Source organism: Streptomyces chartreusis (assembly GCF_008704715.1).
Lineage (GTDB): Bacteria > Actinomycetota > Actinomycetes > Streptomycetales > Streptomycetaceae > Streptomyces > Streptomyces chartreusis.
Genome location: NZ_CP023689.1, coordinates 7,791,940 through 7,811,517, shown reverse-complemented (window position 1 = coordinate 7,811,517; position 19,578 = coordinate 7,791,940). Strand labels below are relative to the sequence as shown.

Sequence of the window (19,578 nt, the reverse complement as noted above, 5' to 3'; positions counted from 1 at the left end):
GGGATTGAAGATGAACATGCGTCACTTTTCGAGTCACCAGGACTCGCTTTGGAGGCCGTCGGAAATCGGATGGAGCCGAATCGCTTGTCGATACGTCTATTCGTCAACGTCGCACGAAGTCCGTGCGGCAACGCCGAAGTGACCGAAGTACAGGTGCAGATGTGACGGAGGTGCAGGGCGATGGCCGGTTTCCGGAGTCTGGCGAGACAGGTGCGCGATCCGCGGTGCGATCTCGCGCTGCGGCGCTACTCGCTGCGTAAGTGCCTGGAGCGGTTCGCTCCTTACGGGCACAGGGCGACCTGGGACCACTTGTGCTCCCGGGCGGGATTCGGTCCCGAGGACCGCTCCCCCGACCCGGCGCGGCTCGTGGCCGCGTTGGAGGAGCTGGAGGAGGCGCGTTCGGTCTGGCTGGCCTACGAGGTCGAGTTCGCCGAGCGGCGCAAGAAGGAAAAGCACGATGGACTGCGCAGGCCGGGCAGCGTGGACGACTGGCACCGGCTGACCTGGGGCGGTTTCGGAGTCGCCTGGTGCGACGACCCCCGGGTCCACCCGCAGGAATCCCTGGGCGAGGTGCTGCGCCGGCTGATCGCCGCGCTGGAGCGCGAACCGGGCTCGGAGTGCCCGGCGTGCAGCGGGGGGCGGCTGATCTGGAAGTACGACCTGGCCCATGAACCCTCGTCGGGCCCGGTCTGCACGGACTGCGGGATCGTGGTGCCGCGTCCGGTTCTCACGCCCGAGGCGCTGGCGGCGGCCAGGCGCGGACGGCGGCTGCTGGTGTCCGCCTAGTACGACGGGGGTGCGCCGGGGATGCCGCACCCCCCTTTGCCGGGGCAGCGACGACTGTCAGTGGTGACTGGCACCATCGGCACATGATCCAGGTGTGTCTGAACGGACCGCGCGGAGCGGGCGACGGCGCCGTGGTGCCGCTCTCGCCCGAGGCGCTGGCCGAATCCGCGGCCGGGGCCGTCGCGGCCGGGGCCACGGACATCCACGTCCACCCCAAGACCCCCTGCGGGCAGGACAGCCTCTCGCCCCGCGTGCTCGCGCCGACGCTGGAGGCGATACGGGCCCGGGTGTCGGTGCCGGTCGGGGTGACGACGGGCGCGTGGACCGAGCCGGATCCCGTGGCGCGGCTACAGCGTGTTCGCAGCTGGACGGTGCTGCCGGACCACGCCTCGGTCAACTGGCACGAGGCGGGTGCCGAGGAGCTCGCGGCGGCGCTGATCGAGCGGGGCGTGGGCGTGGAGGCGGGCATCTGGTCCGGCACGGACGGAGCGGCCCGGTTCGCCGCCTCGCCGCTGGGGCCAAGGGTGTTGCGGGTGCTGGCGGAGGTGACGGATACCTCGGCGGAGACGGCCGAGGCGAGCGCGCGGGCGCTGCTTGCCGGCCTGGGCCCGGCGTTCGGCCGCCCGGTGCTGCTGCACGGGGAGGACGGGGGCGCATGGCCGGTGCTGCGACTGGCGGGACGGCTGGGGCTCGCGACGCGCATCGGCCTGGAGGACACGCTGACCCTGCCGAACGGCGAACGGGCCCTGTCCAACGCCCGGTTGGTGGCGGAAGGGCTGGTCCAGTACGGCCGGCTGCCCTGAGCGCCGGGCCGGGGTCCGCGACGATAGCAGGGCGTAAATCGGTCGCTCCATCCCTTTCCCGTACGGACAGTTGGGGGCGATGAAACGAGAACCGAGGACCTGAAGGAGCTCCCTCATGTCGACGCTGCGCGTCACCGCCGAAGTGCTGACCGTCCATGAACATCCCAACGCCGACGCGCTGGAGCTGGCCCAGGTGGGTCTGTACCGGGCCGTCGTCGCCAAGGGCGCGTACCGCTCCGGTGAGGCCGCGGTGTACATCCCCGAACAGGCGGTGCTGCCGGCCGGCCTGATCGAGGAGCTGGGGCTGACCGGGCGGCTGGCGGGCAGCGCGTCCGACCGGGTCAAGGCGGTGCGGCTGCGCGGTGAGCTGTCGCAGGGGATCGTGTGCCGGCCCAAGGCGCTCGGCGACGTGGACCTGACGCGGGCGGCCGCGGAGGGCACCGACTTCGCCGAGCTGCTCGGGATCACCAAGTGGGTGCCGCCGATCCCTCCGACGATGTCGGGCGACGTGGAATCGGCGCCGGATCTGCTGCCGTGGGTCGACATCGAGAACATCCAGCGGTATCCGGACATCTTCACGCCCGGCGAGCCGGTGGTCCTGACCGAAAAGCTGCACGGCTCCGCCTGCCTGCTGACCTACGTCGCCGACGAGGAGCGGGTGTACGTCTCCTCCAAGGGCTTCGGATCGAAGTCGCTGGCGCTGCGCGAGGAGTCGCGGAACCTGTACTGGCGGGCGATCCGGGGGCACGGCGTCGCCGAGGCGGCGGCCCGGCTGGCCGAACGGCTCGGGGCCCGGCGGGTCGGCGTCTTCGGCGAGGTCTTCGGAGCCGGCGTGCAGGACCTGACGTACGGCGCCGACGGCCGACGCGAGACGCTCGGGTACGCCGCGTTCGACGTGTCCGCGGAGATCGACGGGCATGTGCGGTGGCTGGACGCGGCGGAAGTCCTGGACGGGGAACTGCCCCTGGTGCCGCGGCTGTTCGAGGGTCCCTTCGACATCGAGCGGGTGCTTCAGGTCGCGAGCGGGCGCGAGACCGTGTCCGGGCGGGAGCTGCATCTGCGGGAGGGCGTGGTGATACGTCCGGCCGTCGAGCGGTACAGCACGGTGACCGGCGGTCGGGCGATAGCGAAGGCGGTCAGCCCGGCCTATCTGACACGCAAGGGCGGCACGGAGTACGAGTGAACGGAGCGGGCGTTGCAACGCCTCATCCCCGACGCCCTCTCCCTCGCTCCACCATCAGTCGCGACCCCGCCATCCTCTCGCCGAAGGCGTCGTCCGGATTGGACAGGACGCAGCTGTCCAGCGAGAGGCAGCCGCAGCCGATGCAGTCGGTCAAGTGGTCGCGCAGGCGGTTGAGTTGCCTGATGCGCTCGTCCAGCTCGGAGCGCCACGCCTCCGACAGCCGCGCCCAGTCCTCATGGGTGGGCGTGCGTTCCTCGGGCAGTTCGGCGAGGGCGTCCCGGATCGTGGCCAGGGGGATGCCGACACGCTGCGCGGCCCGCACGAAGGCGACGCGGCGCAGCGTGTCACGGGTGTAGCGGCGCTGGTTGCCGGAGGTGCGCCGGCTGCTGATGAGGCCCTTGGACTCGTAGAAGTGCAGGGCGGAGACGGCGGCGCCGCTACGGGCGGACAGCTGGCCGACCGTGAGCTCGTGGATCTTCTCGGGGATCTGGGGCACCCCTCAAACCTACCTACCCGCGTCACCCTCCCGGTCCGTTGACAGAGGCCCCGTCACCTAGCATGCTAAGCAGTTGCTTAGACATGGGCGCAGGCATTGCCCACTGGGCACATCACACACTGGGCATACGTGACGCGGGAGGCCGGGACATGGCAGAGCCGAGGATCTTCACCTCCGTCGACGACCTGAGGTCGGCGGTGGGCGAGCAGCTGGGGTACACGGACTGGCTGGAGGTCGATCAGAAGCGGATCGACCTGTTCGCCGAGGCCACCGGTGACCACCAGTGGATCCACGTCGACCCGGAGAAGGCCGCGACCGGCCCCTTCGGGACGACCATCGCCCACGGGTACCTCACCCTGTCGCTGCTCCCGCTCTTCGGCCCTCAGCTCATCACGGTCGAGGGCGTGCAGATGGGCGTCAACTACGGTTCGAACAAGGTGCGTTTCCCCGCCCCGGTGCCCGTGGGCTCGCGGCTGCGCGCCACCGCGACGATCACCGGCGTGGACGACGTGACGGGCGGCGTCCAGGTCAGCGTCGCGTTCACCGTGGAGCGCGAGGGCGGGGACAAGCCCGTGTGCGTCGCCGAGTCCGTCTCGCGCTACTACCTGTAGCCCGAGGGCTCCCGGCCGGGCCTACTTCGCCCCCACCATCCGCAGCACGAGGTCGGCGTACAGCGCGCCGACCTCGTCGGGCGTCCAAGGGCCGTCGACGTTGAACCAGCGGGCCACGTCGATGCACAGCGACAGCACGGCGAGGGTCGTGCCCTTGACGTCGAGGACGTCGAAGTCGCCGGCGCCCATCCCGTCCTCGATGATCGCGCGCACCTCGGCGTCGCACTGCCGGCGCAGCGCGAGGATCTCGGCGCGGGCGTCCGGGCCGAGCGAGTCGAGTTCGTACTGCACGACCCGTGCGGTGGTGCGGCCCCCGGCGTGCCAGCGGACGAAGGAGCTCACGGCGTCGGAGAGCCGCTCGGCGGGGGTGCCCTCGCGCCGGGCCGCGGTCCGCAGGATGTCCAGGGCCTTCTCGTGGCCGATCCTGCTGATCCGGTGGAGCAGCTCTTCCTTGGTCTTGTAGTGGATGTAGAGCGCGGCCGGGCTCATGCCGGCGCGGCCCGCGATGTCACGGGTCGTCGTGGCGTGGTACCCGCGCTCGGCGAAGGCCTCCACGGCGGCGATCAGCAGCCGCCGGGCCGCGTCGGGCGTGACCTCGGCCCACGCCGACGTCTCGCCGCCGGCCGTCTCCTCCGCCGTACTCATCGCTCACTCGCCCCTCTCGCTGACAGAGGGACCACCATACCGCCCAGGGTGAGCGGGCGCTTAGCGGCCCGACACGGTGTCCGGGGTCCTCAGAGCTTTTCGAAGGGGTGGTAGGCGGGCCGGTCGGCCTCCTGGCGGTCCCGGATCACCTTGGCGAGCGTGAAGGCGGAGGTGACGAGGTACAGGACGGCGATCGCGAGGAAGGCCCGCACCCAGGCGTCGGCGTTGAGTTTGAAGATGCCGATGGCGGTGGCGGCCATGGCGACCGCGAAGGAGGCGACCGCTTGGCCGTAGAAGGCGGCGGTGTTCTGCTGCTTGCCCGATGCGTCACTCATGGGGACAAGGGTCGGCGGATGTGGCCGTAACCACATCCGCCGAAGTACCTAGCCGGCGGGCGCGGATACTCAGAACGCCGAAACTCCCGTCAACGCCCGCCCGATGAGCAACTTCTGGATCTGGCTGGTGCCTTCATAGAGGGTCATCACCCGGGCGTCCCGCAGCAGCTTGCCCGCCGGGTACTCGTCGATGTAGCCGTAGCCGCCGAAGACCTGGAGGGCGTTGTTGGCCGCGCGCACGGCCGCCTCGGAGGCGAAGAGCTTGGCCTTGGAGGACTCCACCGCGAAGGGCTGCCCGCGGTCGATCAGGTCGGCGACCCGCCAGGTCAGCAGCCGCGCCGCGTCCACGTCGACGGCGATGTCGCTGATCAGCTCCTGGACCAGCTGGTGGTGGGCGATCGGCTTGCCGAACTGCTCGCGCTCCCCCGCGTAGCGGACGGCCGCGTCCAGTGCGGCCTGGGCTATGCCGACGCAGCCCGCGGCGACCGACATCCGCCCCTTGGCCAGGGCCGCCATCGCGACCGAGAAGCCCTTGCCCTCCTCCCCCAGCATGGCCGACGCGGGCACCCGTACGTCCTCCAGCACGAGCTCGGCCGTGGCCTGGCCGCGCAGGCCGAGCTTGCCGTGGATGGTGCGGCGGGTCAGGCCGGGCGTGTCGGTGGGGACCAGGAAGGCCGAGACGCCCTTGTGGCCCGGCGCGTCGGTGGACCGGGCGAAGAGCAGGACGACGTCGGCCCAGGTGCCGTTCGTGATGAACATCTTGGTGCCGTTGAGGACGTAGTCCCCGCCGTCGCGCACCGCCCGCGTGGACAGGTTGCCGGCGTCGGAGCCGGTGCCCGGCTCGGTGAGGCCGAAGCAGCCGACCAGCTCGCCCGTGGTGAGCCCGGGCAGCCAGCGCCGCTTCTGCTCCTCGCTGCCCCGTGTCGCGATCGTCTTGGCGACCAGGCCGAGGGAGACGGAGACGATTCCGCGCACCGAGGAGTCGCCGCGTCCCAGCTCCTCCGTGACCAGGCAGTACGCGAGATGGTCGCCGCCCGAGCCGCCGTACTCCTCGTCGATCGTCAGGCCGAGGAAGCCGACCTCGCCGAGTTTCTTGACGAGCGCACGGTCCACTTCCTCCGCACGGTCCCACTCGACGACGTTCGGTGCGATCTCGCGGTCCACGAAGTCCCGGGCGAGGCGGCGGACGGCGGTCTGCTCCTCGCTGAGCTCCAGGTTCATGCGGAGTCACCCCACAGACGTAGATTGAAAGCCGTACATTTAAATTAGCACTGCTAGTTTCCGTTGAGCAGCCCTACTATGTGCGCCATGGCCCGACCGCGCAAGCCCCTCCTCAGCTACGACCGGATCGTCGAGACGGCTCGCGAACTCGTGGACGCGGAGGGCCTGTCGGCCGTCTCCACGCGCCGCCTCGCCGCCGAGCTCGGGGTGAGCGGGCCGTCGCTGTACAACCACTTCCGCACGAAGGACGAGATCCTGGAGGCGGTCGCCGACTCGGTGAGCGCGCAGGTCGACCTGTCGATGTTCGAGGACGGCCGGGACTGGCGGACCGCGCTGCACGACTGGGCCGTCTCCTACCGTGCGGCCCTGCGCGACCACCCGAACATCGTGCCCGTCCTGGCCCGCGGGCCCGGCCGTCGCCCGGCGGCGCTGCGGCTCGCCGACGCCGTGTACGGCGGGATGGTGGCGGCGGGGTGGCCGGCGGCGCAGGCCACGTCCATCGGCGCGCTGATGCGATACTTCATCATGGGGTCGGCGCTGGGCTCGTTCGCCGGGGGGTTCGTGGACGACGCGAGCGCGTACGACCCCGCCGACTACCCGCACCTCGGGCAGGCCCACCTCCTCGCCGAGCAGCAGGAGAAGATCGACGAGCGGGCGTTCGAAACGGGGCTGACGGCGCTGCTGGACGGGCTGGCCGGGCAGTACGAGCAGGTCGGCCGGGACGTCTGAGCGCTGCGGGGCGGGGCGGACGCGTGAGCCCTGCGGGGCGATGCGGGACGCGTGAGCCCTGCGGGGCTGGGTGGTGCGGTACGTCTGAGCCCTGTGGGGCTATGCGGGACGCGTGAGCACCTGGTCCTGCGGCACCGGACGCCTGAGTGTCCTGCCGGGTGGGTCGGTCGATCACTACCCTGCGGGCGTCGGCTCGGCCTATTCTTCGGCCCGCGCCGAAGTGTCCGTGCCCCATCCTGGACGCATGGCCACCAAGGACCCCCAGGCGACGCAGCTCGCCCGCCTCGCCGGACTCGTCGCCGACGAGACCCGGGCCGCCTGTCTGCTGGCGCTGCTCGACGGGCGGGCCTGGACGGCCGGTGAGCTGGCGCGGCACGCGGGCGTCGCGGCGTCGACGCTGAGCGAGCACCTCGGCAAGCTGGTCGGGGGCGGGCTGCTCACCGAGGAGCGGCAGGGGCGGCACCGGTACGTCCGGCTGGCCGACGAGCGGGTCGCACAGCTGGTGGAGGACCTGGCCGCGCAGGTGAGCCCCGGGGCGGTGCGCCGGCCCCGGAATCTGCGGGAGTCCAGCGCCGGTTCGGCGATGGCCCGCGGCCGGACCTGCTACGACCATCTCGCCGGGCGGCTCGGTATCGCGGTCACCGACGCGTTGACCTCGCGGGGGTTGCTGCGGCAGGACACGGGGTTCGCGCTGACCGAGGCGGGGCTCGGCTGGTTCGACGCCGCGGGCATCCCCCTCGACCGCAGTGGCCGTCGTCCGCTGGCCCGGGGCTGCCTCGACTGGACCGAACGGCGGCCCCATCTCGCGGGGGTCTCCGGGGCTGCCCTGTGCCGGCATGCGCTGGAGGCGGGGTGGTGCGTGCGGATCGGGTCGGAGCGGGCGGTGAAGGTGACTCCGGCGGGGGCGCGGGCGCTGGGGGAACTCTTGGGGATCGAGGCGGGGGCGTTGGGGTGAGACGGCGGCTCGGGGCCTTGTGTTGTGTGCCGGGTGCGGGTGGGTGGGGGTTGGTCGCGCAGTTCCCCGCGCCCCTGGGTGGCGGGAGTCGGCGGGGTCTTCGCCGGGCCCGGCGTGTCCTTCGACGTGTCGAGTGCGGGTGCGTGGGGGTCGATCGCGCAGTTCCCCGCGCCCCTGGTTGGCGGGAGTCGGCGGGGTCTTCGCCGGGCCCGGCGTGTCCTTCGACGTGTCGAGTGCGGGTGCGTGGGGGCTGGTCGCGCAGTTCCCCGCGCCCCTGGTTGGCGGGGGTCGGCGGGGTCTTCGCCGGGCCCGGCAGCCATGCCCCGTCCGAAATCCGCCGGTCTTCGTCGGCCTTCGTTTCTAGCCTCTGGAGCATGATGAACACCTCCTCCGCCAGCCGTCCCGACCTGCTCGCCGCCGGGGCGGCCGGTGTCACTGTCGTGATGTGGGCCTCGGCCTTCGTTTCCATCCGTAGCGCCGGGGCCGAGTACTCGCCCGGTGCGCTCGCGCTGGGGAGGCTGCTCGTCGGGGCCGTGGTGCTGGGGCTCATCTGCCTGGTTCGCCGGGAGGGGCTGCCGCCCAGGGCGGCCTGGCCCGGGATCGCGATATCGGGGCTGCTGTGGTTCGGCTTCTACAGCGTCGTCCTGAGCTGGGGCGAGCAGCAGGTGGACGCCGGCACGGCGGCCCTCGTGGTGAACACCGGGCCGATCCTCATCGCGCTGCTCGGCGCCCGGGTGCTCGGCGATCCGATGCCGCCGCGACTGCTGGCGGGCATGGCCGTGTCGTTCGCCGGTGCCGTCACCGTGGGGCTCTCGATGTCCGGCGAAGGCGGCTCCTCGATGCTCGGCGTGGTGCTGTGCCTGCTCGCAGCGATCGGCTACGCGGGCGGCGCGGTGGCGCAGAAGCCGGCGCTCGGCCATGCGAGCGCGCTCCAGGTGACGACGTACGGGTGTCTGGTCGGCGCGGCGCTCTGCCTGCCGTTCGCCGGGCAGCTCGTCGACGACGCGGCCCACGCCTCGCTGTCCGCGACGCTCAACCTGGTCTATCTGGGCGTCTTCTCGCTGGCGCTCGCGTTCACGACGTGGGCGTACGCCCTGGCCAGGACGACCGCGAGCCGGATGGGCGCGACCACGTACGCGGTGCCCGCGCTGGTCGTGCTGATGTCGTGGCTGGCGCTCGGCGAGGTACCGGGGCTGCTGACGCTGGCGGGCGGGTTGCTGTGTCTGGCGGGTGTGGCGGTGTCCCGGTCCAGGACCCGGTCGGCCCGGGTCGTGGCGAGCGTGCCGCGACCCGAGCAGACCCGCGAGTCACAGTGAACGCGCCTTGTCGGCGAGCACCTTGATGGACAGCAGGGCGATCACGGCGAGGACGATGATGTAGGCGGACACCGCCATCGAGGTGCCCGTGGCCTCCAGCAGCAGCACCATGACGAACGGGGCGAGCCCGCCGCCGAGCACGGCCGCGATCTGGTAGCCGAGGGAGGCGCCGGTGTAGCGCATCTCGGGCGTGAACAGCTCGGCGAACAGGGCCGCCTGGGGGCCGTACATGATGCTGAGGAAGCAGCTCGCGACGAAGCTGCCGACCGCCAGCCACAGCAGTGAACCGGTGTCGATCAGCAGGAACAGGGGGACTGCCCACAGGGCTATGCCGGCCGCGCCGAGCGCGTAGACGCGGATGCGGCCGACCTTGTCGGAGAGCGCGGCGGCGGCCGGGATCAGCACCAGCTGGGTGAGGCTGACGCAGAGCGAGACGGTGAGGACCGCGCTCTTCTCCATGTCGAGTTCCCGGGTCGTGTAGTCGAGGACGCCGGTGATCAGGATGTAGAAGGTCGCGGTGTTGACGGCGAAGGAGCCGCCGGCGAGGAGGACCGTGCCCAGGTGGTCCTTGAGGATGGTGCGGAGCGGGCTGCCCTGCTCCGTCTTCTCCTTCTCGGTCAACGCACGCTCGGCCTCCCGGAATTCGGGGGTCTCCTCGACGCGGGTGTGGATGTACCAGGCGAGGGCGAGGACGAACAGGCCGATCAGGAACGGCACCCGCCAGCCCCACGCGGCGAACTGGGCGTCGCTGGTGAACGCTCCGGCCAGCAGGAAGACGGTGTTGGCGGTCACCACTCCGATGGGGACGCCGAGTTGGACGACGCTGCCGTACACGCCGCGCTTGCCCTCGGGGGCGTACTCGGTGGCCATCAGCATCGCGCCGCCCCACTGGGCGCCGACGGCGACGCCCTGGGCGATGCGCAGCACGACGAGCAGGATGGGGGCGGCGACGCCGATCGTCTCGTACGTCGGGAGCAGGCCGATGCCGGTGGTGGCGATGCCCATGAGGGTGAGCGCGAGGACCAGCATGGGCTTGCGGCCGCGCTTGTCGCCGAGCTGGCCCGCGACGATGCCGCCGATGGGGCGGGCGAGGAAGCCGACCGCGAAGGTGGCGAAGGCGGCGAGCACTCCGGCGGTGGGGCTACCGGCCGGGAAGTACAGATCGCCGAGGACGAGGGCTGCGGCGATGCCGAAGACGAAGTAGTCGTACCACTCGACGGCCGAGGCGAGGGCCGCCGCTGTGGCCACGCGGCGCCGGTTGACCGTGGGGAGGGCGGTCGTGGTGGCTGGGTGAGCGGAGGGGGCCATGTCCATGCGTGCACACTCCGGTGGGTGCGGTGGGGACGTTGGCGGCGAACGTACTGACCGGACGGTATGGGGTCAACGGTTGCGCGGGAAGGTTGCCCGGGGCACCCGAGGGCCCCGGGCGACATCAGAGGCTCAGAACACCACCAGGGCCCGGCCGCCCTTGCCCGCGAGCATGTTCTCGAAGGCCGCCGGAATCCCCTCCAGCGCGATCCGTTCCGTCACCAGCGCGCCCAGGTCCAGGCGCCCCGCGCGCACGTGCTCGGCCAGCACCGGCAGGTCCCGGGCCGGGTCGGAGTTGCCGTAGACGCAGCCGGAGAGGGTGCGGCCCCAGTGGAAGATCTCCAGCGCGTTGAAGGTGACCTGCTGGTCCTTACCGCCGATGCCGACGACCGTGGTGCGGCCGCCGCGGCGGGTGGAGTCCCAGGCGGTGCGGATGGTGGCCGCGCGGCCCACGCACTCGACGGCCACGTCCACGCCCTGCTTGCCGGTCAGGCCCCGGATCTCACGGGCGGTGTTCTCGGAGGCGATCACATAGTCGGTGGCTCCCGCCGCACGCGCCAGTTCCTCCTTCTCCGGGGAGACGTCGACGGCGACGATCTTCGAGGCTCCCGCGATCCGGGCGGCCTGGAGGGCGGCCAGGCCGACCCCGCCGACGCCGAACACGGCGACGGTCTCGCCCTCCCGCACCCGCGCCGAGTGGTGCACGGCGCCGTAGCCGGTGAGGACGGCACAGCCCAGCAGGGCGGCGTCGGTGAGCGGGACGCCGTCCGGGAGCGGCAGCAGGCAGCCGGCGGAGACGACCGTCTCCTCGGCGAACGCGGCCACATTCAGGCCGGGATGCAGTTCGGTGCCCGAGGCGGTGCGGGCGTGGACGTCGGCGGCGCCGTTCAGCGCGTTGGCGCACAGCCAGACCTCGCCGAGCCCGCAGGCGTGGCAACTGCCGCACGAGGGGGCCCAGTTGAGGACGACTCCGTCGCCCGGCGCGAGATGACCGACCCCCTCCCCCACGGACACGACGGTGCCGGCGCCCTCGTGGCCGAGGACCGCGGGGACGGGGACGCGCATGGTGCCGTTCGACAGGGACAGATCGGAGTGGCAGACGCCGGCGGCGGCGAGGCGGACGCGGACCCGGCCGGGGCCGGGCTCGGGCAGTTCGATGTCGGTGACCTCCAGCGGGGCCCCGACGGCGGGCAGGACGGCGGCGCGAACCATGTGCGGGCTCCTCAGAACTGCAGGGACTTGGTCTGGAGGTACTCGGCCAGGCCGTGTGCGCCCAGCTCGCGGCCCACGCCAGACTGCTTGTAGCCGCCGAAGGGGGCGCGGACGTTGAAGCGGCCGCCGTTGATGTCGACCTGCCCGGTGTCCATCCGGCGCGCGAAGGCCACCGCCTCCGCCTCCTCGCCGGCCCACACGGCGCCCGCGAGGCCGTAGACGGTGCCGTTGGCGATGCGCAGGGCGTCCTCCTCGTCGTCGTAGCGCAGAATCGACAGGACCGGGCCGAAGATCTCCTCCTGGGCGATCGTCATCTCGGGCGTCACATCGGCGAAGACGGTCGGGCTGACGTACCAGCCCTGCTCGCGCGGCGCCTCGGTGCCGCCCGCGACCAGCCGTGCCCCCTCGGCGACGCCCTTCTCGATGTAGCCGAGGACCCGTGCCTGCTGCTTGGCGCTGACCACCGGGCCGATCCGCTCGCCGTACTTCGCGGCGGCGGTCGCGGCGAGCTCGACGGCCTCGTCGTACTGGTCGCGGTGGACCAGCATCCGCGTCCAGGCGCTGCACGTCTGGCCGGAGTTGGACATCACGTTGGCGACGCCGACGTTGACCGCCTTGGCCAGGTCGGCGCTCGGCAGGATGACGTTGGCGGACTTGCCGCCCAGCTCCAGGGCAACCTTCTTGATCGCCGCTCCGGCCACCGCGGCGATCTGCCGGCCGACGGCCGTGGAGCCGGTGAAGGAGACCAGGTCGACGTCCGGGTGCTCGGCGATCGCCTGGCCCGCGACCGGGCCGAGGCCGGTGACCAGGTTGAAGACGCCCGCGGGGACGCCGGCCTCGTGGGCCGCCTCGGCGAAGAGCTGGGCGACCAGCGGGGTGTCCTCGGCGGGCTTGAGGACCACCGTGCAGCCCGCGGCCAGCGCCGCGGCGACCTTGGCGACGATCTGGTGGAGCGGGTAGTTCCAGGGCGTGATCGCGCCGACCACACCGAGGGGCTCCAGGTACACGGTCGAGTTGCCGACCCGCTCCTCGAAGGCGTACGTCGCCGCGAGTTCCGCGTACGAGCCCGCGACCCCGATCGGCGCGCCGGTCTGGACGGCCTCGGAGAACTTCAGGGGCGAGCCGAGTTCGGCGGTGACGGTCTCGGCGATCTCGTCCTTGCGGGCCACCAGGACGTCCCGCAGGGCGGCCAGCCGTGCGGCCCGTTCGGCGGGCGGGGTGGCGGCCCAGCCCGGGAAGGCGGCTCGGGCGGCCCGTACGGCCGCGTCGACGTCGGCGGCGGTGCCGGCCGGGACCTGCCCGATGACCTGCTCGTCGGCCGGGTTCACCACCTCGATCACGTCCCCGCTCGTGGCGGGGCGCCACGCGCCGTCGATGTACATGCCGTCGTGTGCCTTCATCACGCTTCCTCCCGGGCGGGGCGCCTCGTCGTCCGGCTGCGGTCGCCGGGCTCATAAACTAGCGGCGATAGTTTTTGCGCGCCAGACACCCCGGCCGATCAGCCGGACCCCATGACATCAGAAGTCGACCCGCGCCCGGTCGTCCACCCTCCCCACGGCCTCCTGCCCGAAGGCCTTCTCGTAGGCGCTCCGGATCCCCTCGATCCTGCGGTCGCCGTCCTGCGCCAGCGCCTCGGGGTAGAGCAGGATCAGCTCGTACGAGGTCTCCTTCTCGATCGTCCCGTTCGCGTCCCGCCACTGCCCGCGCCCGCTCTGCACGGTGAGCCCGTCCGGGAAACCGGGCGTGACCTCCTCGTCGACGAACTCCATGAACTGCCGGTCGGTGACGGCCGGGCCGCCGTCGGGGCGTGCGGTGCCGAAGAACAACCGGGTCTCGACGTACGGCTCTCCGCGCGCCGGCACCGCGGCGGCGGTGTCGTCGAGGGTGGCGTAGGCGGTCGGGGCGCCGACGGCAAGGAGCAGGCCGGCGACCACCAAGGAAGCCCGAGTTCGGGTGAGTTGCACGTTCATGCACCCATGACTACCTATGTCCGAGGTGCGTCATTCCTCCAGATCCGGCAGTCGCGTCGGGGCCGGGCAGATGCGGTCGCCGTGCTGGTCGAAGACGAACAGATGGGCGAGGTCGACGAGGAGCGGGACGTGCATGCCGTGCCGGAGGTCGAAGTCCGGGGTGGTGCGGACGATGAGGTCGCCGGGCAGCCGGCCCTCGGGCGGCGCGGGGTCGTGGGCGCCGTCGGCCGGGTGCTCCAGTGCCACCACAGGACCGGCGCGCAGGGCGCCCGCGCGGTTGCGCAGCCGCTCCAGCACCGAGCCGGAGTCACGGCGTCTGCGCCGGACCGGCGGCGCCGGACGCGGGGCCTCCAGGTCGGGGACGACGGCCGGCCGGGAGCCGGTGTTGAAGTGGACGAGGACCTCGTGGCCCTGGAACTCCACATGCTCGACCAGGCCGGTGATGTGCACCTCGCCGGGGCGGGCACTGGCGGGCTTCGCGATGCGGACGGCCTCCGAACGCAGGCCCACGATCACCTCGCGCCCCTGCTGCACCCGCAGCAACTGGTGGTCCAGGCAAAGGGGTTCGGGCAGCCGGAGGTACTGCTTGCCCAGGCTGATGGTCATCGCACCGTCCAGCGGAGCGCGCACGACGCCGCGCAGCAGGTTGATCCGCGGGGTGCCGATGAAGGCGGCGACGAAGACGTTGCGCGGCAGCGAGTACACCGAGCGGGGCGTGCCGACCTGCTGGAGGACGCCGCCGCGCAGCACGGCGACCCGGTCGCCGAGGGACATCGCCTCGGCCTGGTCGTGGGTGACGTAGACCGTGGTGACGCCCAGCTTGCGGGTGAGACCGGAGATCTCGGCGCGCAGATGGTTGCGGAGCTTGGCGTCGAGGTTGGACAGCGGCTCGTCCATCAGGAACGCGGAGGGGTGCCTTGCGATGGCCCGGCCCATGGCGACGCGCTGGCGTTCGCCGCCGGAGAGCTGGGCGGGGAAGCGGTCGAGGAGGTCCTCGATGCCCAGCATTCGGGCGGTGGCGTCCACCCGCGTACCGGGGTCCTCGCCGGGCGCCTCGATGCGCAGCGGGAAGCCGATGTTGTCGCGGCTGGTCATGCTCGGATAGAGGGCGAAATTCTGGAAGACCATCGCGATGCGCCGGTCGGCCGGCAGCAGGTCGTTGGCCCACTCGCCGTCCAGCAGCAGTTCGCCCTCGTCGATCTCCTCAAGACCGGCGATCATCCTGAGCACGGTGGACTTGCCGCAGCCGGAGGGCCCGAGCAGCACGAGGAACTCACCGGGCTCGATGTCCAGTGTGAGCCGGTCCACGACACGGGTGCCCCGCGTGTAGGACTTGCTCACGTCGTGCAGGGAGATGGCGCGTGTCATGACGGATGCCCCCGGGGGCTCATTCAGGCGCCGGGGCCCGTCCGGCATGCCGGGCGATGGGTGCGTACGGTCCGGCACGCGCTCCGCCGGACGGGCCCTGGTGCTCCGCGGTCGAACGCCTCGTGCGGGTCGCACGGGGTGTGTGAGTCACGGAAGTTAACGGAATGTATGCGGCCGGGGGAAGGGAACGGGCCGAATCGGGCGCCGCTGTCCATCAGGCGGGCAAACGGACGGCCGGATTCAGCGCCGGCCGCCGCCCTTCGGCTCCCGGGTCGCCTTCAGATGGGCGTACACGACGACGTTGCCGGTGTAGCCGGTCCTGCGGTTGTAGTTGCCGCCGCAGGTGATCAGCCGCAGCTCCGGCCGGGACCGGGCGCCGTACACCTCCCGGTTGGGGAACTTGTCCTTCTGGTACGTCTTGATGGCGTCGACGGAGTAGACGGCGGTGCGCCCGTCGGCGCGCCGGACCTCGATGCGCTTGCCGCGCTTCAGTTCGCCGAGGCCGCCGAAGACGGCGGGGCCGGTATCGGTGTCGAGGTGGCCCACGGCGATGGCGGTTCCCGTCTCCCCCGGTGAGGGTCCGTCCGCGTACCAGCCGACCAGGTTCGGCTCGTCCTCCGGGGGCGCGGGCAGGCGCCGCTCGCTGTCGAGGTGCAGGTCCATCAGCGGGGAGTCGACGCTGATGTAGGGGATGACGAGGCGGGTCGCGCGGGAGCGGGGCAGGGGGGCGGGGCCGGCGGGGCGCTTGGCGGACTTTCCGGCGCGGGCGGGTTGGGGTGTCGGGGAGGGCGTGAGTGGGGCCGGGGTGCTCGCCGTGCCCGTACCGGCGGTCGCGGGCACGGCAGGGGCGGGGGGTGGTTCGGGTGGTGCCTCGCGGGTGCCGGGAGGCGGATCGCCCGCGCGAGGGCGGGAGTCGGCGCCCGCCCCGCCGGCACCGTCTCCGGTGCCGGCGGCTCGGACCTCGGAGGCCTCGGCGGAGCCCGAAGCGGTCGTACCGGCTCCGGGCCGCTCGTGGTCGCACCGGACGCAGACCACCACCAGCGAGACGGTCAGTACGGCCGTCCTCGCCAGGCGGTAGGCGCGCCGGCGATACCAGGGCCTGCGTCTTCTACGCGCCATGCGTACGGCGACGGAGCCGGAACCACATCACCCCGCCCACCGCGGCCAGGCCGACGATGCCGGCACCGGCGACCGTGGTGAAGGCCTCGCCGCGCGCGATGCCACCACCGCCGGCCGGCGGACCGCCCTGCGGGCCGGGCGGGGGCGTCGTCATCGAGGTACGGCAGTCGACCGAGAAGGTCTTCTGCCGCTCGCCGCCCGTGATGCCCGTGAACGTCCACGTCAGCTGGTACTGCCCGTCGGGCAGGTTCAGGTCCTCGGTGTGGCCGATGCCCCCCGCGAGGTTGAGGGTCCCGCGCAGCGTGGCGCCGCCCGGCACATTCGGCTGGGTCCCGATGTTCCAGGTGACGGCCGTGATGGTCTCGAAGTTGGCCGCGTCGAGGTAGAACCGGCAGACCCTCGGCTCGTCGATCGCGTCCCCGTACGGCGTGCGCGCGACCCCGTCCCACGGCGCCGTGTGGATCTTGAGCGTGCCATTGTCGCCGGGCGCCATCGGCGCGGCTCCCGACGTCGGCATCCCGGTGAGCGGAGTCAGCGCGGCGGTCAGCGCCGTGACGGCGGCGATGCGCGCGGCGCGGCGTGGAAGAGGCGTGGTGGGCATGCGAGTCCTCCGAGTCAGACGATTTTCGTACAAATCGCTCTTCTGACTCTCTTTCACATGTGCACGCCGAATCGTGGAAGCAGCGCCTTACGGCCCATCAGATACCACTCTTTCGACGCAAGATCGCCCTCGGCAGGCTCGCCTTACCGGCGTCCTCGGGCTCCCCCGCCGGCCGCGCGGGCGCTCGTAGCGCTGTCCCCGCCGACACCAGCAGCAGTGCGCCCAGCATCACGAACGGCGCCGCCACCCCCGCGAGCCCGGCGACCAGCCCCGCCGACGCCGGTGCGGCGACCTGGCCGAGCCGGTTGCCGGTCAGCCGCAGCGCGAGGGCGGTGGAGCGGGCGCCCTCGGGGGCCGCCTGGACGACCGTCGTCATGGACAGCGGCTGGCCCACGCCGAGGCAGAAGCCGAGCACCGCCAGGATCACGGCGAGCGCCCACACCGGCACCGGCAGCGCGATGCCCGCGCACAACAGGGCCGCCAGCAGACAGGTCACGGTCAGCAGCAGGGTGCGGCCGAGCAGCCGCAGCAGGGGCGTCAGGACCAGCCGGCACGCGATGGTGGCCGCCGCGCGCAGGCTGAGCAGTACGCCGATCATGGCCGGCGCGATGCCCCGGTGCTCGCCGACCACCGGCAGATAGGCGGTGAGAATGTCGGTGGCGGACAGCACGGCGAGGCTGATGAAGATGCCTGCGGGCACGCCGCGGGCCCGCAGGATGCGCTGCACGGGCACCCGCTCGCCCTGTTCCCTGCGGGAGTCGGCCGTCGCGGGGCTCTCTATGCGCCACAGCGAGGTGAAAGCGACCGCGCCGCCCGCACCGGCCACCAGCAGGGCGAGCGCGCTGGTCCCCGCCATGTCCGGGCCGCCGATCAGCGCGCCCGCGGCGATCGGGCCGACCAGCTGGCCGAGGGAGGCGCCGATCGTGAAGTGGCCGAAGTTGCGGTCCTGTTCGTGCGGGGCGGACTGCCGGGCGACCAGGGACTGGGCGCCGATCACGAAGCAGAGGTGGCCGAGGCCCATCACCCCGCTCCAGACCGCCATCGCCCACAGCGAGTCCGCGAGGCCGCTGAGGGCACAGCCGCCGGATATCAGGACCACGCCGACCGGCAGCAGCGGGGCACAGCGGCCGTGGTCGGTCCGGCGGCCCAACGGGACGGCGACGAACAGCGGGAGCAGGGCGTACACGCCCGCGATCACACCGATCGCCCGCTCGTCGGCACCCAGCGCGAGGGCCCGGTAGGAGACGGCGGGCCGTGCCATCGACACCGCCCCCTGCGCGAAGCTGAAGGCGATGACGAGGCGGAGCAGCCAGCCGCGGTTCCCACCGGGCCTCATTGAACGTGTCCTCCGTGAGCTGTGTGCGTGGACCGGGCGATGCGGATCAGATGATTCCGAAGAGCATGCCCGCCGCGAGGATGATCAGACAGGTGAGGGCCGCCCACTTCACCACGAACTTGGTGTGGTCGCCGAACTCCACCTTCGCCATGCCGACGAGGACGTACACGGCGGGGACGAGCGGGCTCGACATGTGCAGCGGCTGGCCGACCAGGGAGGCGCGGGCCATCTCCAGCGGGGTGACACCGTGCGCCGCACCGGCCTCGGCGAGCACCGGCAGGACGCCGAAGTAGAAGCCGTCGTTGGACATGAAGTACGTGAGCGGAAGGCTCAGCACACCGGTGACCAGGGCCATGTGCGGGCCCATGCCCTCGGGGATGACGTCCACCATCCACTTGGCCATGTGGTCGACCATGCCGGTGCCCTGGAGGACGCCGGTGAAGACGGCGGCGGCGAAGACCATGCCCGAGACGTTCAGGACGTTGTCGGCGTGCGCGGCCAGACGGGCCTTCTGGTCCGGGATGTGCGGGAAGTTCACGGTGAGCGCGAGCGCGGCGCCGAGCAGGAACAGCACCGGGATCGGCAGCCATTCCATGATCATGGCGGTCAGCAGGCCGACCGTCAGCAGCGCGTTGAACCAGTAGAGCTTGGGGCGCAGGGTGGGCCGGTCGGGGTCCAGGGCCTGGAAACGCTCGTCGTCCTCGGTGTCCTCCGCGTCGGTGCCGGAGCCCGAACCGCCGGTCGTCACCGGGGACTTGGCCGCACCGGAGCCGGAGCCGGCGGAGCCCACGAGAACCGTCTCGGTCTCCTTCTCCTCGACCAGGACCTCGTTCAGCGTGAGCACGCCGAGGCGCTTGCGCTCGCGCAGACCGAGGAAGTACGAGAGCACGAACACGGCGAGCAGACCCACGGCGAGGGCCGGGATCATCGGGACGAAGATGTCGCTGGCGTCGAGCTTGAGCGCGGTGGCGGCACGGGCGGTCGGGCCGCCCCACGGCAGGGTGTTCATCACGCCGTTGGCCATCGCCGCGACACCGGTCATCACGACCAGGCTCATCTTCAGGCGCTTGTACAGCGGGTACATCGCCGAGACGGTGATCATGAAGGTGGTCGAGCCGTCGCCGTCGAGCGAGACGATCGCGGCGAGGATCGCCGTGCCGACGACGATCCGCATCGGGTCGGCCTTGCAGAACTTCAGGATGCCCCGAACGATCGGGTCGAAGAGGCCGACATCGATCATCACACCGAAGTAGACGATCGCGAACATGAGCATCGCCGCGGTGGGGGCGAGGCTGGTGACGCCTTCGATGACGTAGTCACCGAGCTTGGCGCCCTTTCCGACGAACACACAGAACAGTGCCGGAATAAGCACGAGCGCCGCGATCGGCGACATCTTCTTCATCATGATCAGGACCAGGAAGGTCGCGATCATGGCGAAGCCGAGGATGGTCAGCATGTGGATACCTAACGTTCGCCCTTGAACATCCCACGAGGGCCGGGGGTGCGACGACGTTAGGACTCGCTCGGCAGCGTTAACAAGACGTTGACATGCGAGCAATAAGCGCAAAACTCCAGGTCAGAGCT

At 71.7% G+C, this 19,578-nt stretch carries 20 protein-coding genes; 7 read left to right on the top strand and 13 right to left on the bottom strand.

The annotated features are described in order from the left end of the window. The first annotated feature begins 180 nt into the window (after positions 1-180). The 3 genes from CP983_RS34510 (at position 181) to CP983_RS34500 (ending at position 2,772) form a co-directional block, all read left to right on the top strand. A complete protein-coding gene (locus CP983_RS34510; protein ID WP_125526403.1) occupies positions 181-786 on the top strand; it encodes a hypothetical protein in 606 nt (201 codons plus the stop codon). Between the two features lie 83 nt (positions 787-869). Further along, the gene (locus CP983_RS34505; RefSeq protein ID WP_167537803.1) at positions 870-1,589 is read left to right on the top strand and encodes a 3-keto-5-aminohexanoate cleavage protein; all 720 of its coding nucleotides are present in this window, start codon (positions 870-872) and stop codon (positions 1,587-1,589) included. Between the two features lie 115 nt (positions 1,590-1,704). Further along, a complete protein-coding gene (locus CP983_RS34500; RefSeq protein ID WP_150503964.1) occupies positions 1,705-2,772 on the top strand; it encodes an RNA ligase (ATP) in 1,068 nt (355 codons plus the stop codon). A 22-nt stretch (positions 2,773-2,794) separates the two neighbouring features. On the opposite strand, the gene soxR is transcribed toward CP983_RS34500, so the two are convergent. Beyond that, the gene (gene soxR / locus CP983_RS34495; RefSeq protein WP_107909206.1) at positions 2,795-3,268 is read right to left on the bottom strand and encodes a redox-sensitive transcriptional activator SoxR; all 474 of its coding nucleotides are present in this window, start codon (positions 3,266-3,268) and stop codon (positions 2,795-2,797) included. A gap of 149 nt (positions 3,269-3,417) precedes the next feature. Here soxR and CP983_RS34490 point away from each other — a divergent pair, with 149 nt between their 5' ends. Beyond that, a complete protein-coding gene (locus CP983_RS34490; RefSeq protein WP_150503962.1) occupies positions 3,418-3,879 on the top strand; it encodes a MaoC family dehydratase in 462 nt (153 codons plus the stop codon). Between the two features lie 21 nt (positions 3,880-3,900). Here CP983_RS34490 and CP983_RS34485 read toward each other — a convergent pair whose 3' ends face one another. The 3 genes from CP983_RS34485 to CP983_RS34475 form a co-directional block, all read right to left on the bottom strand. Then, the gene (locus CP983_RS34485) at positions 3,901-4,524 is read right to left on the bottom strand and encodes a TetR/AcrR family transcriptional regulator (protein WP_107909204.1); all 624 of its coding nucleotides are present in this window, start codon (positions 4,522-4,524) and stop codon (positions 3,901-3,903) included. An 89-nt stretch (positions 4,525-4,613) separates the two neighbouring features. Further along, complete coding sequence (locus CP983_RS34480) at positions 4,614-4,859, bottom strand: YiaA/YiaB family inner membrane protein (RefSeq protein WP_030955107.1); 246 nt, start codon at positions 4,857-4,859, stop codon at positions 4,614-4,616. A 69-nt stretch (positions 4,860-4,928) separates the two neighbouring features. Next, the gene (locus CP983_RS34475) at positions 4,929-6,080 is read right to left on the bottom strand and encodes an acyl-CoA dehydrogenase family protein (RefSeq protein ID WP_150503960.1); all 1,152 of its coding nucleotides are present in this window, start codon (positions 6,078-6,080) and stop codon (positions 4,929-4,931) included. Between the two features lie 87 nt (positions 6,081-6,167). On the opposite strand from CP983_RS34475, the gene CP983_RS34470 reads away from it, so the two are divergent. From CP983_RS34470 to CP983_RS34460, 3 genes are all read left to right on the top strand, one after another. Next, positions 6,168-6,809, top strand: coding sequence for a TetR/AcrR family transcriptional regulator (locus tag CP983_RS34470; protein WP_150503958.1), 642 nt, complete (start codon positions 6,168-6,170; stop codon positions 6,807-6,809). Positions 6,810-7,053: 244 nt separating this feature from the next. Next, the gene (locus CP983_RS34465; RefSeq protein ID WP_150503956.1) at positions 7,054-7,764 is read left to right on the top strand and encodes an ArsR/SmtB family transcription factor; all 711 of its coding nucleotides are present in this window, start codon (positions 7,054-7,056) and stop codon (positions 7,762-7,764) included. Between the two features lie 374 nt (positions 7,765-8,138). After that, complete coding sequence (locus tag CP983_RS34460; protein ID WP_150503954.1) at positions 8,139-9,080, top strand: DMT family transporter; 942 nt, start codon at positions 8,139-8,141, stop codon at positions 9,078-9,080. Here CP983_RS34460 and CP983_RS34455 read toward each other — a convergent pair. The 9 genes from CP983_RS34455 to CP983_RS34415 all read right to left on the bottom strand — a co-directional run bounded on the left by CP983_RS34455 (position 9,072) and on the right by CP983_RS34415 (position 19,450). Next, on the bottom strand, positions 9,072-10,394 hold the full coding sequence (locus CP983_RS34455; RefSeq protein WP_150503953.1) for an MFS transporter: 1,323 nt from the start codon (positions 10,392-10,394) through the stop codon (positions 9,072-9,074). The two genes, CP983_RS34460 and CP983_RS34455, sit on opposite strands and share 9 nt — an antisense overlap. Before the next feature lie 126 nt (positions 10,395-10,520). After that, a complete protein-coding gene (locus CP983_RS34450; protein ID WP_107909202.1) occupies positions 10,521-11,600 on the bottom strand; it encodes a Zn-dependent alcohol dehydrogenase in 1,080 nt (359 codons plus the stop codon). Between the two features lie 11 nt (positions 11,601-11,611). Beyond that, positions 11,612-13,000, bottom strand: coding sequence for an aldehyde dehydrogenase family protein (locus CP983_RS34445; RefSeq protein WP_150503951.1), 1,389 nt, complete (start codon positions 12,998-13,000; stop codon positions 11,612-11,614). 117 nt (positions 13,001-13,117) lie between these two features. Further along, positions 13,118-13,570: a DUF3574 domain-containing protein gene (locus CP983_RS34440; RefSeq protein ID WP_150503949.1), complete on the bottom strand. Its 453-nt coding sequence runs from the start codon at positions 13,568-13,570 to the stop codon at positions 13,118-13,120. A gap of 30 nt (positions 13,571-13,600) precedes the next feature. Then, the gene (locus tag CP983_RS34435; protein WP_150503947.1) at positions 13,601-14,938 is read right to left on the bottom strand and encodes an ABC transporter ATP-binding protein; all 1,338 of its coding nucleotides are present in this window, start codon (positions 14,936-14,938) and stop codon (positions 13,601-13,603) included. Between the two features lie 240 nt (positions 14,939-15,178). Next, positions 15,179-16,057, bottom strand: a complete 879-nt coding sequence (locus CP983_RS34430; protein WP_150503945.1) for a class F sortase — start codon at positions 16,055-16,057, stop codon at positions 15,179-15,181. Beyond that, positions 16,047-16,658 carry a hypothetical protein gene (locus CP983_RS34425; protein WP_107909197.1) on the bottom strand — a complete coding sequence of 204 codons (612 nt, stop codon included), beginning with the start codon at positions 16,656-16,658 and terminating at the stop codon, positions 16,047-16,049. Before CP983_RS34425 ends, CP983_RS34430 begins: the two co-directional genes overlap by 11 nt. Positions 16,659-16,755: 97 nt before the next feature. Beyond that, entirely contained in the window at positions 16,756-17,994 is a 1,239-nt protein-coding gene (locus CP983_RS34420) for an MFS transporter (protein ID WP_150503943.1), read from the bottom strand. A 46-nt stretch (positions 17,995-18,040) separates the two neighbouring features. After that, positions 18,041-19,450, bottom strand: coding sequence for a CitMHS family transporter (locus CP983_RS34415; RefSeq protein WP_107909195.1), 1,410 nt, complete (start codon positions 19,448-19,450; stop codon positions 18,041-18,043). Positions 19,451-19,578 lie beyond the last annotated feature (128 nt).

Bases quoted from the DNA above. Each gene is read 5' to 3' on its own strand.
- CP983_RS34475 (WP_150503960.1), bottom strand. From the start codon at position 6,080: ATGAACCTGGAGCTCAGCGAGGAGCAGACCGCCGTCCGCCGCCTCGCC.
- CP983_RS34460 (WP_150503954.1), top strand. From the start codon at position 8,139: ATGATGAACACCTCCTCCGCCAGCCGTCCCGACCTGCTCGCCGCCGGG.
- CP983_RS34430 (WP_150503945.1), bottom strand. From the start codon at position 16,057: ATGGCGCGTAGAAGACGCAGGCCCTGGTATCGCCGGCGCGCCTACCGC.
- CP983_RS34445 (WP_150503951.1), bottom strand. From the start codon at position 13,000: ATGAAGGCACACGACGGCATGTACATCGACGGCGCGTGGCGCCCCGCC.
- CP983_RS34465 (WP_150503956.1), top strand. From the start codon at position 7,054: ATGGCCACCAAGGACCCCCAGGCGACGCAGCTCGCCCGCCTCGCCGGA.
- CP983_RS34485 (WP_107909204.1), bottom strand. From the start codon at position 4,524: ATGAGTACGGCGGAGGAGACGGCCGGCGGCGAGACGTCGGCGTGGGCC.
- CP983_RS34510 (WP_125526403.1), top strand. From the start codon at position 181: ATGGCCGGTTTCCGGAGTCTGGCGAGACAGGTGCGCGATCCGCGGTGC.
- CP983_RS34480 (WP_030955107.1), bottom strand. From the start codon at position 4,859: ATGAGTGACGCATCGGGCAAGCAGCAGAACACCGCCGCCTTCTACGGC.
- CP983_RS34455 (WP_150503953.1), bottom strand. From the start codon at position 10,394: ATGGACATGGCCCCCTCCGCTCACCCAGCCACCACGACCGCCCTCCCC.
- CP983_RS34490 (WP_150503962.1), top strand. From the start codon at position 3,418: ATGGCAGAGCCGAGGATCTTCACCTCCGTCGACGACCTGAGGTCGGCG.
- CP983_RS34425 (WP_107909197.1), bottom strand. From the start codon at position 16,658: ATGCCCACCACGCCTCTTCCACGCCGCGCCGCGCGCATCGCCGCCGTC.
- CP983_RS34435 (WP_150503947.1), bottom strand. From the start codon at position 14,938: ATGACACGCGCCATCTCCCTGCACGACGTGAGCAAGTCCTACACGCGG.
- CP983_RS34505 (WP_167537803.1), top strand. From the start codon at position 870: ATGATCCAGGTGTGTCTGAACGGACCGCGCGGAGCGGGCGACGGCGCC.
- CP983_RS34500 (WP_150503964.1), top strand. From the start codon at position 1,705: ATGTCGACGCTGCGCGTCACCGCCGAAGTGCTGACCGTCCATGAACAT.
- CP983_RS34415 (WP_107909195.1), bottom strand. From the start codon at position 19,450: ATGCTGACCATCCTCGGCTTCGCCATGATCGCGACCTTCCTGGTCCTG.
- CP983_RS34420 (WP_150503943.1), bottom strand. From the start codon at position 17,994: ATGAGGCCCGGTGGGAACCGCGGCTGGCTGCTCCGCCTCGTCATCGCC.
- CP983_RS34440 (WP_150503949.1), bottom strand. From the start codon at position 13,570: ATGAACGTGCAACTCACCCGAACTCGGGCTTCCTTGGTGGTCGCCGGC.
- CP983_RS34450 (WP_107909202.1), bottom strand. From the start codon at position 11,600: ATGGTTCGCGCCGCCGTCCTGCCCGCCGTCGGGGCCCCGCTGGAGGTC.
- CP983_RS34470 (WP_150503958.1), top strand. From the start codon at position 6,168: ATGGCCCGACCGCGCAAGCCCCTCCTCAGCTACGACCGGATCGTCGAG.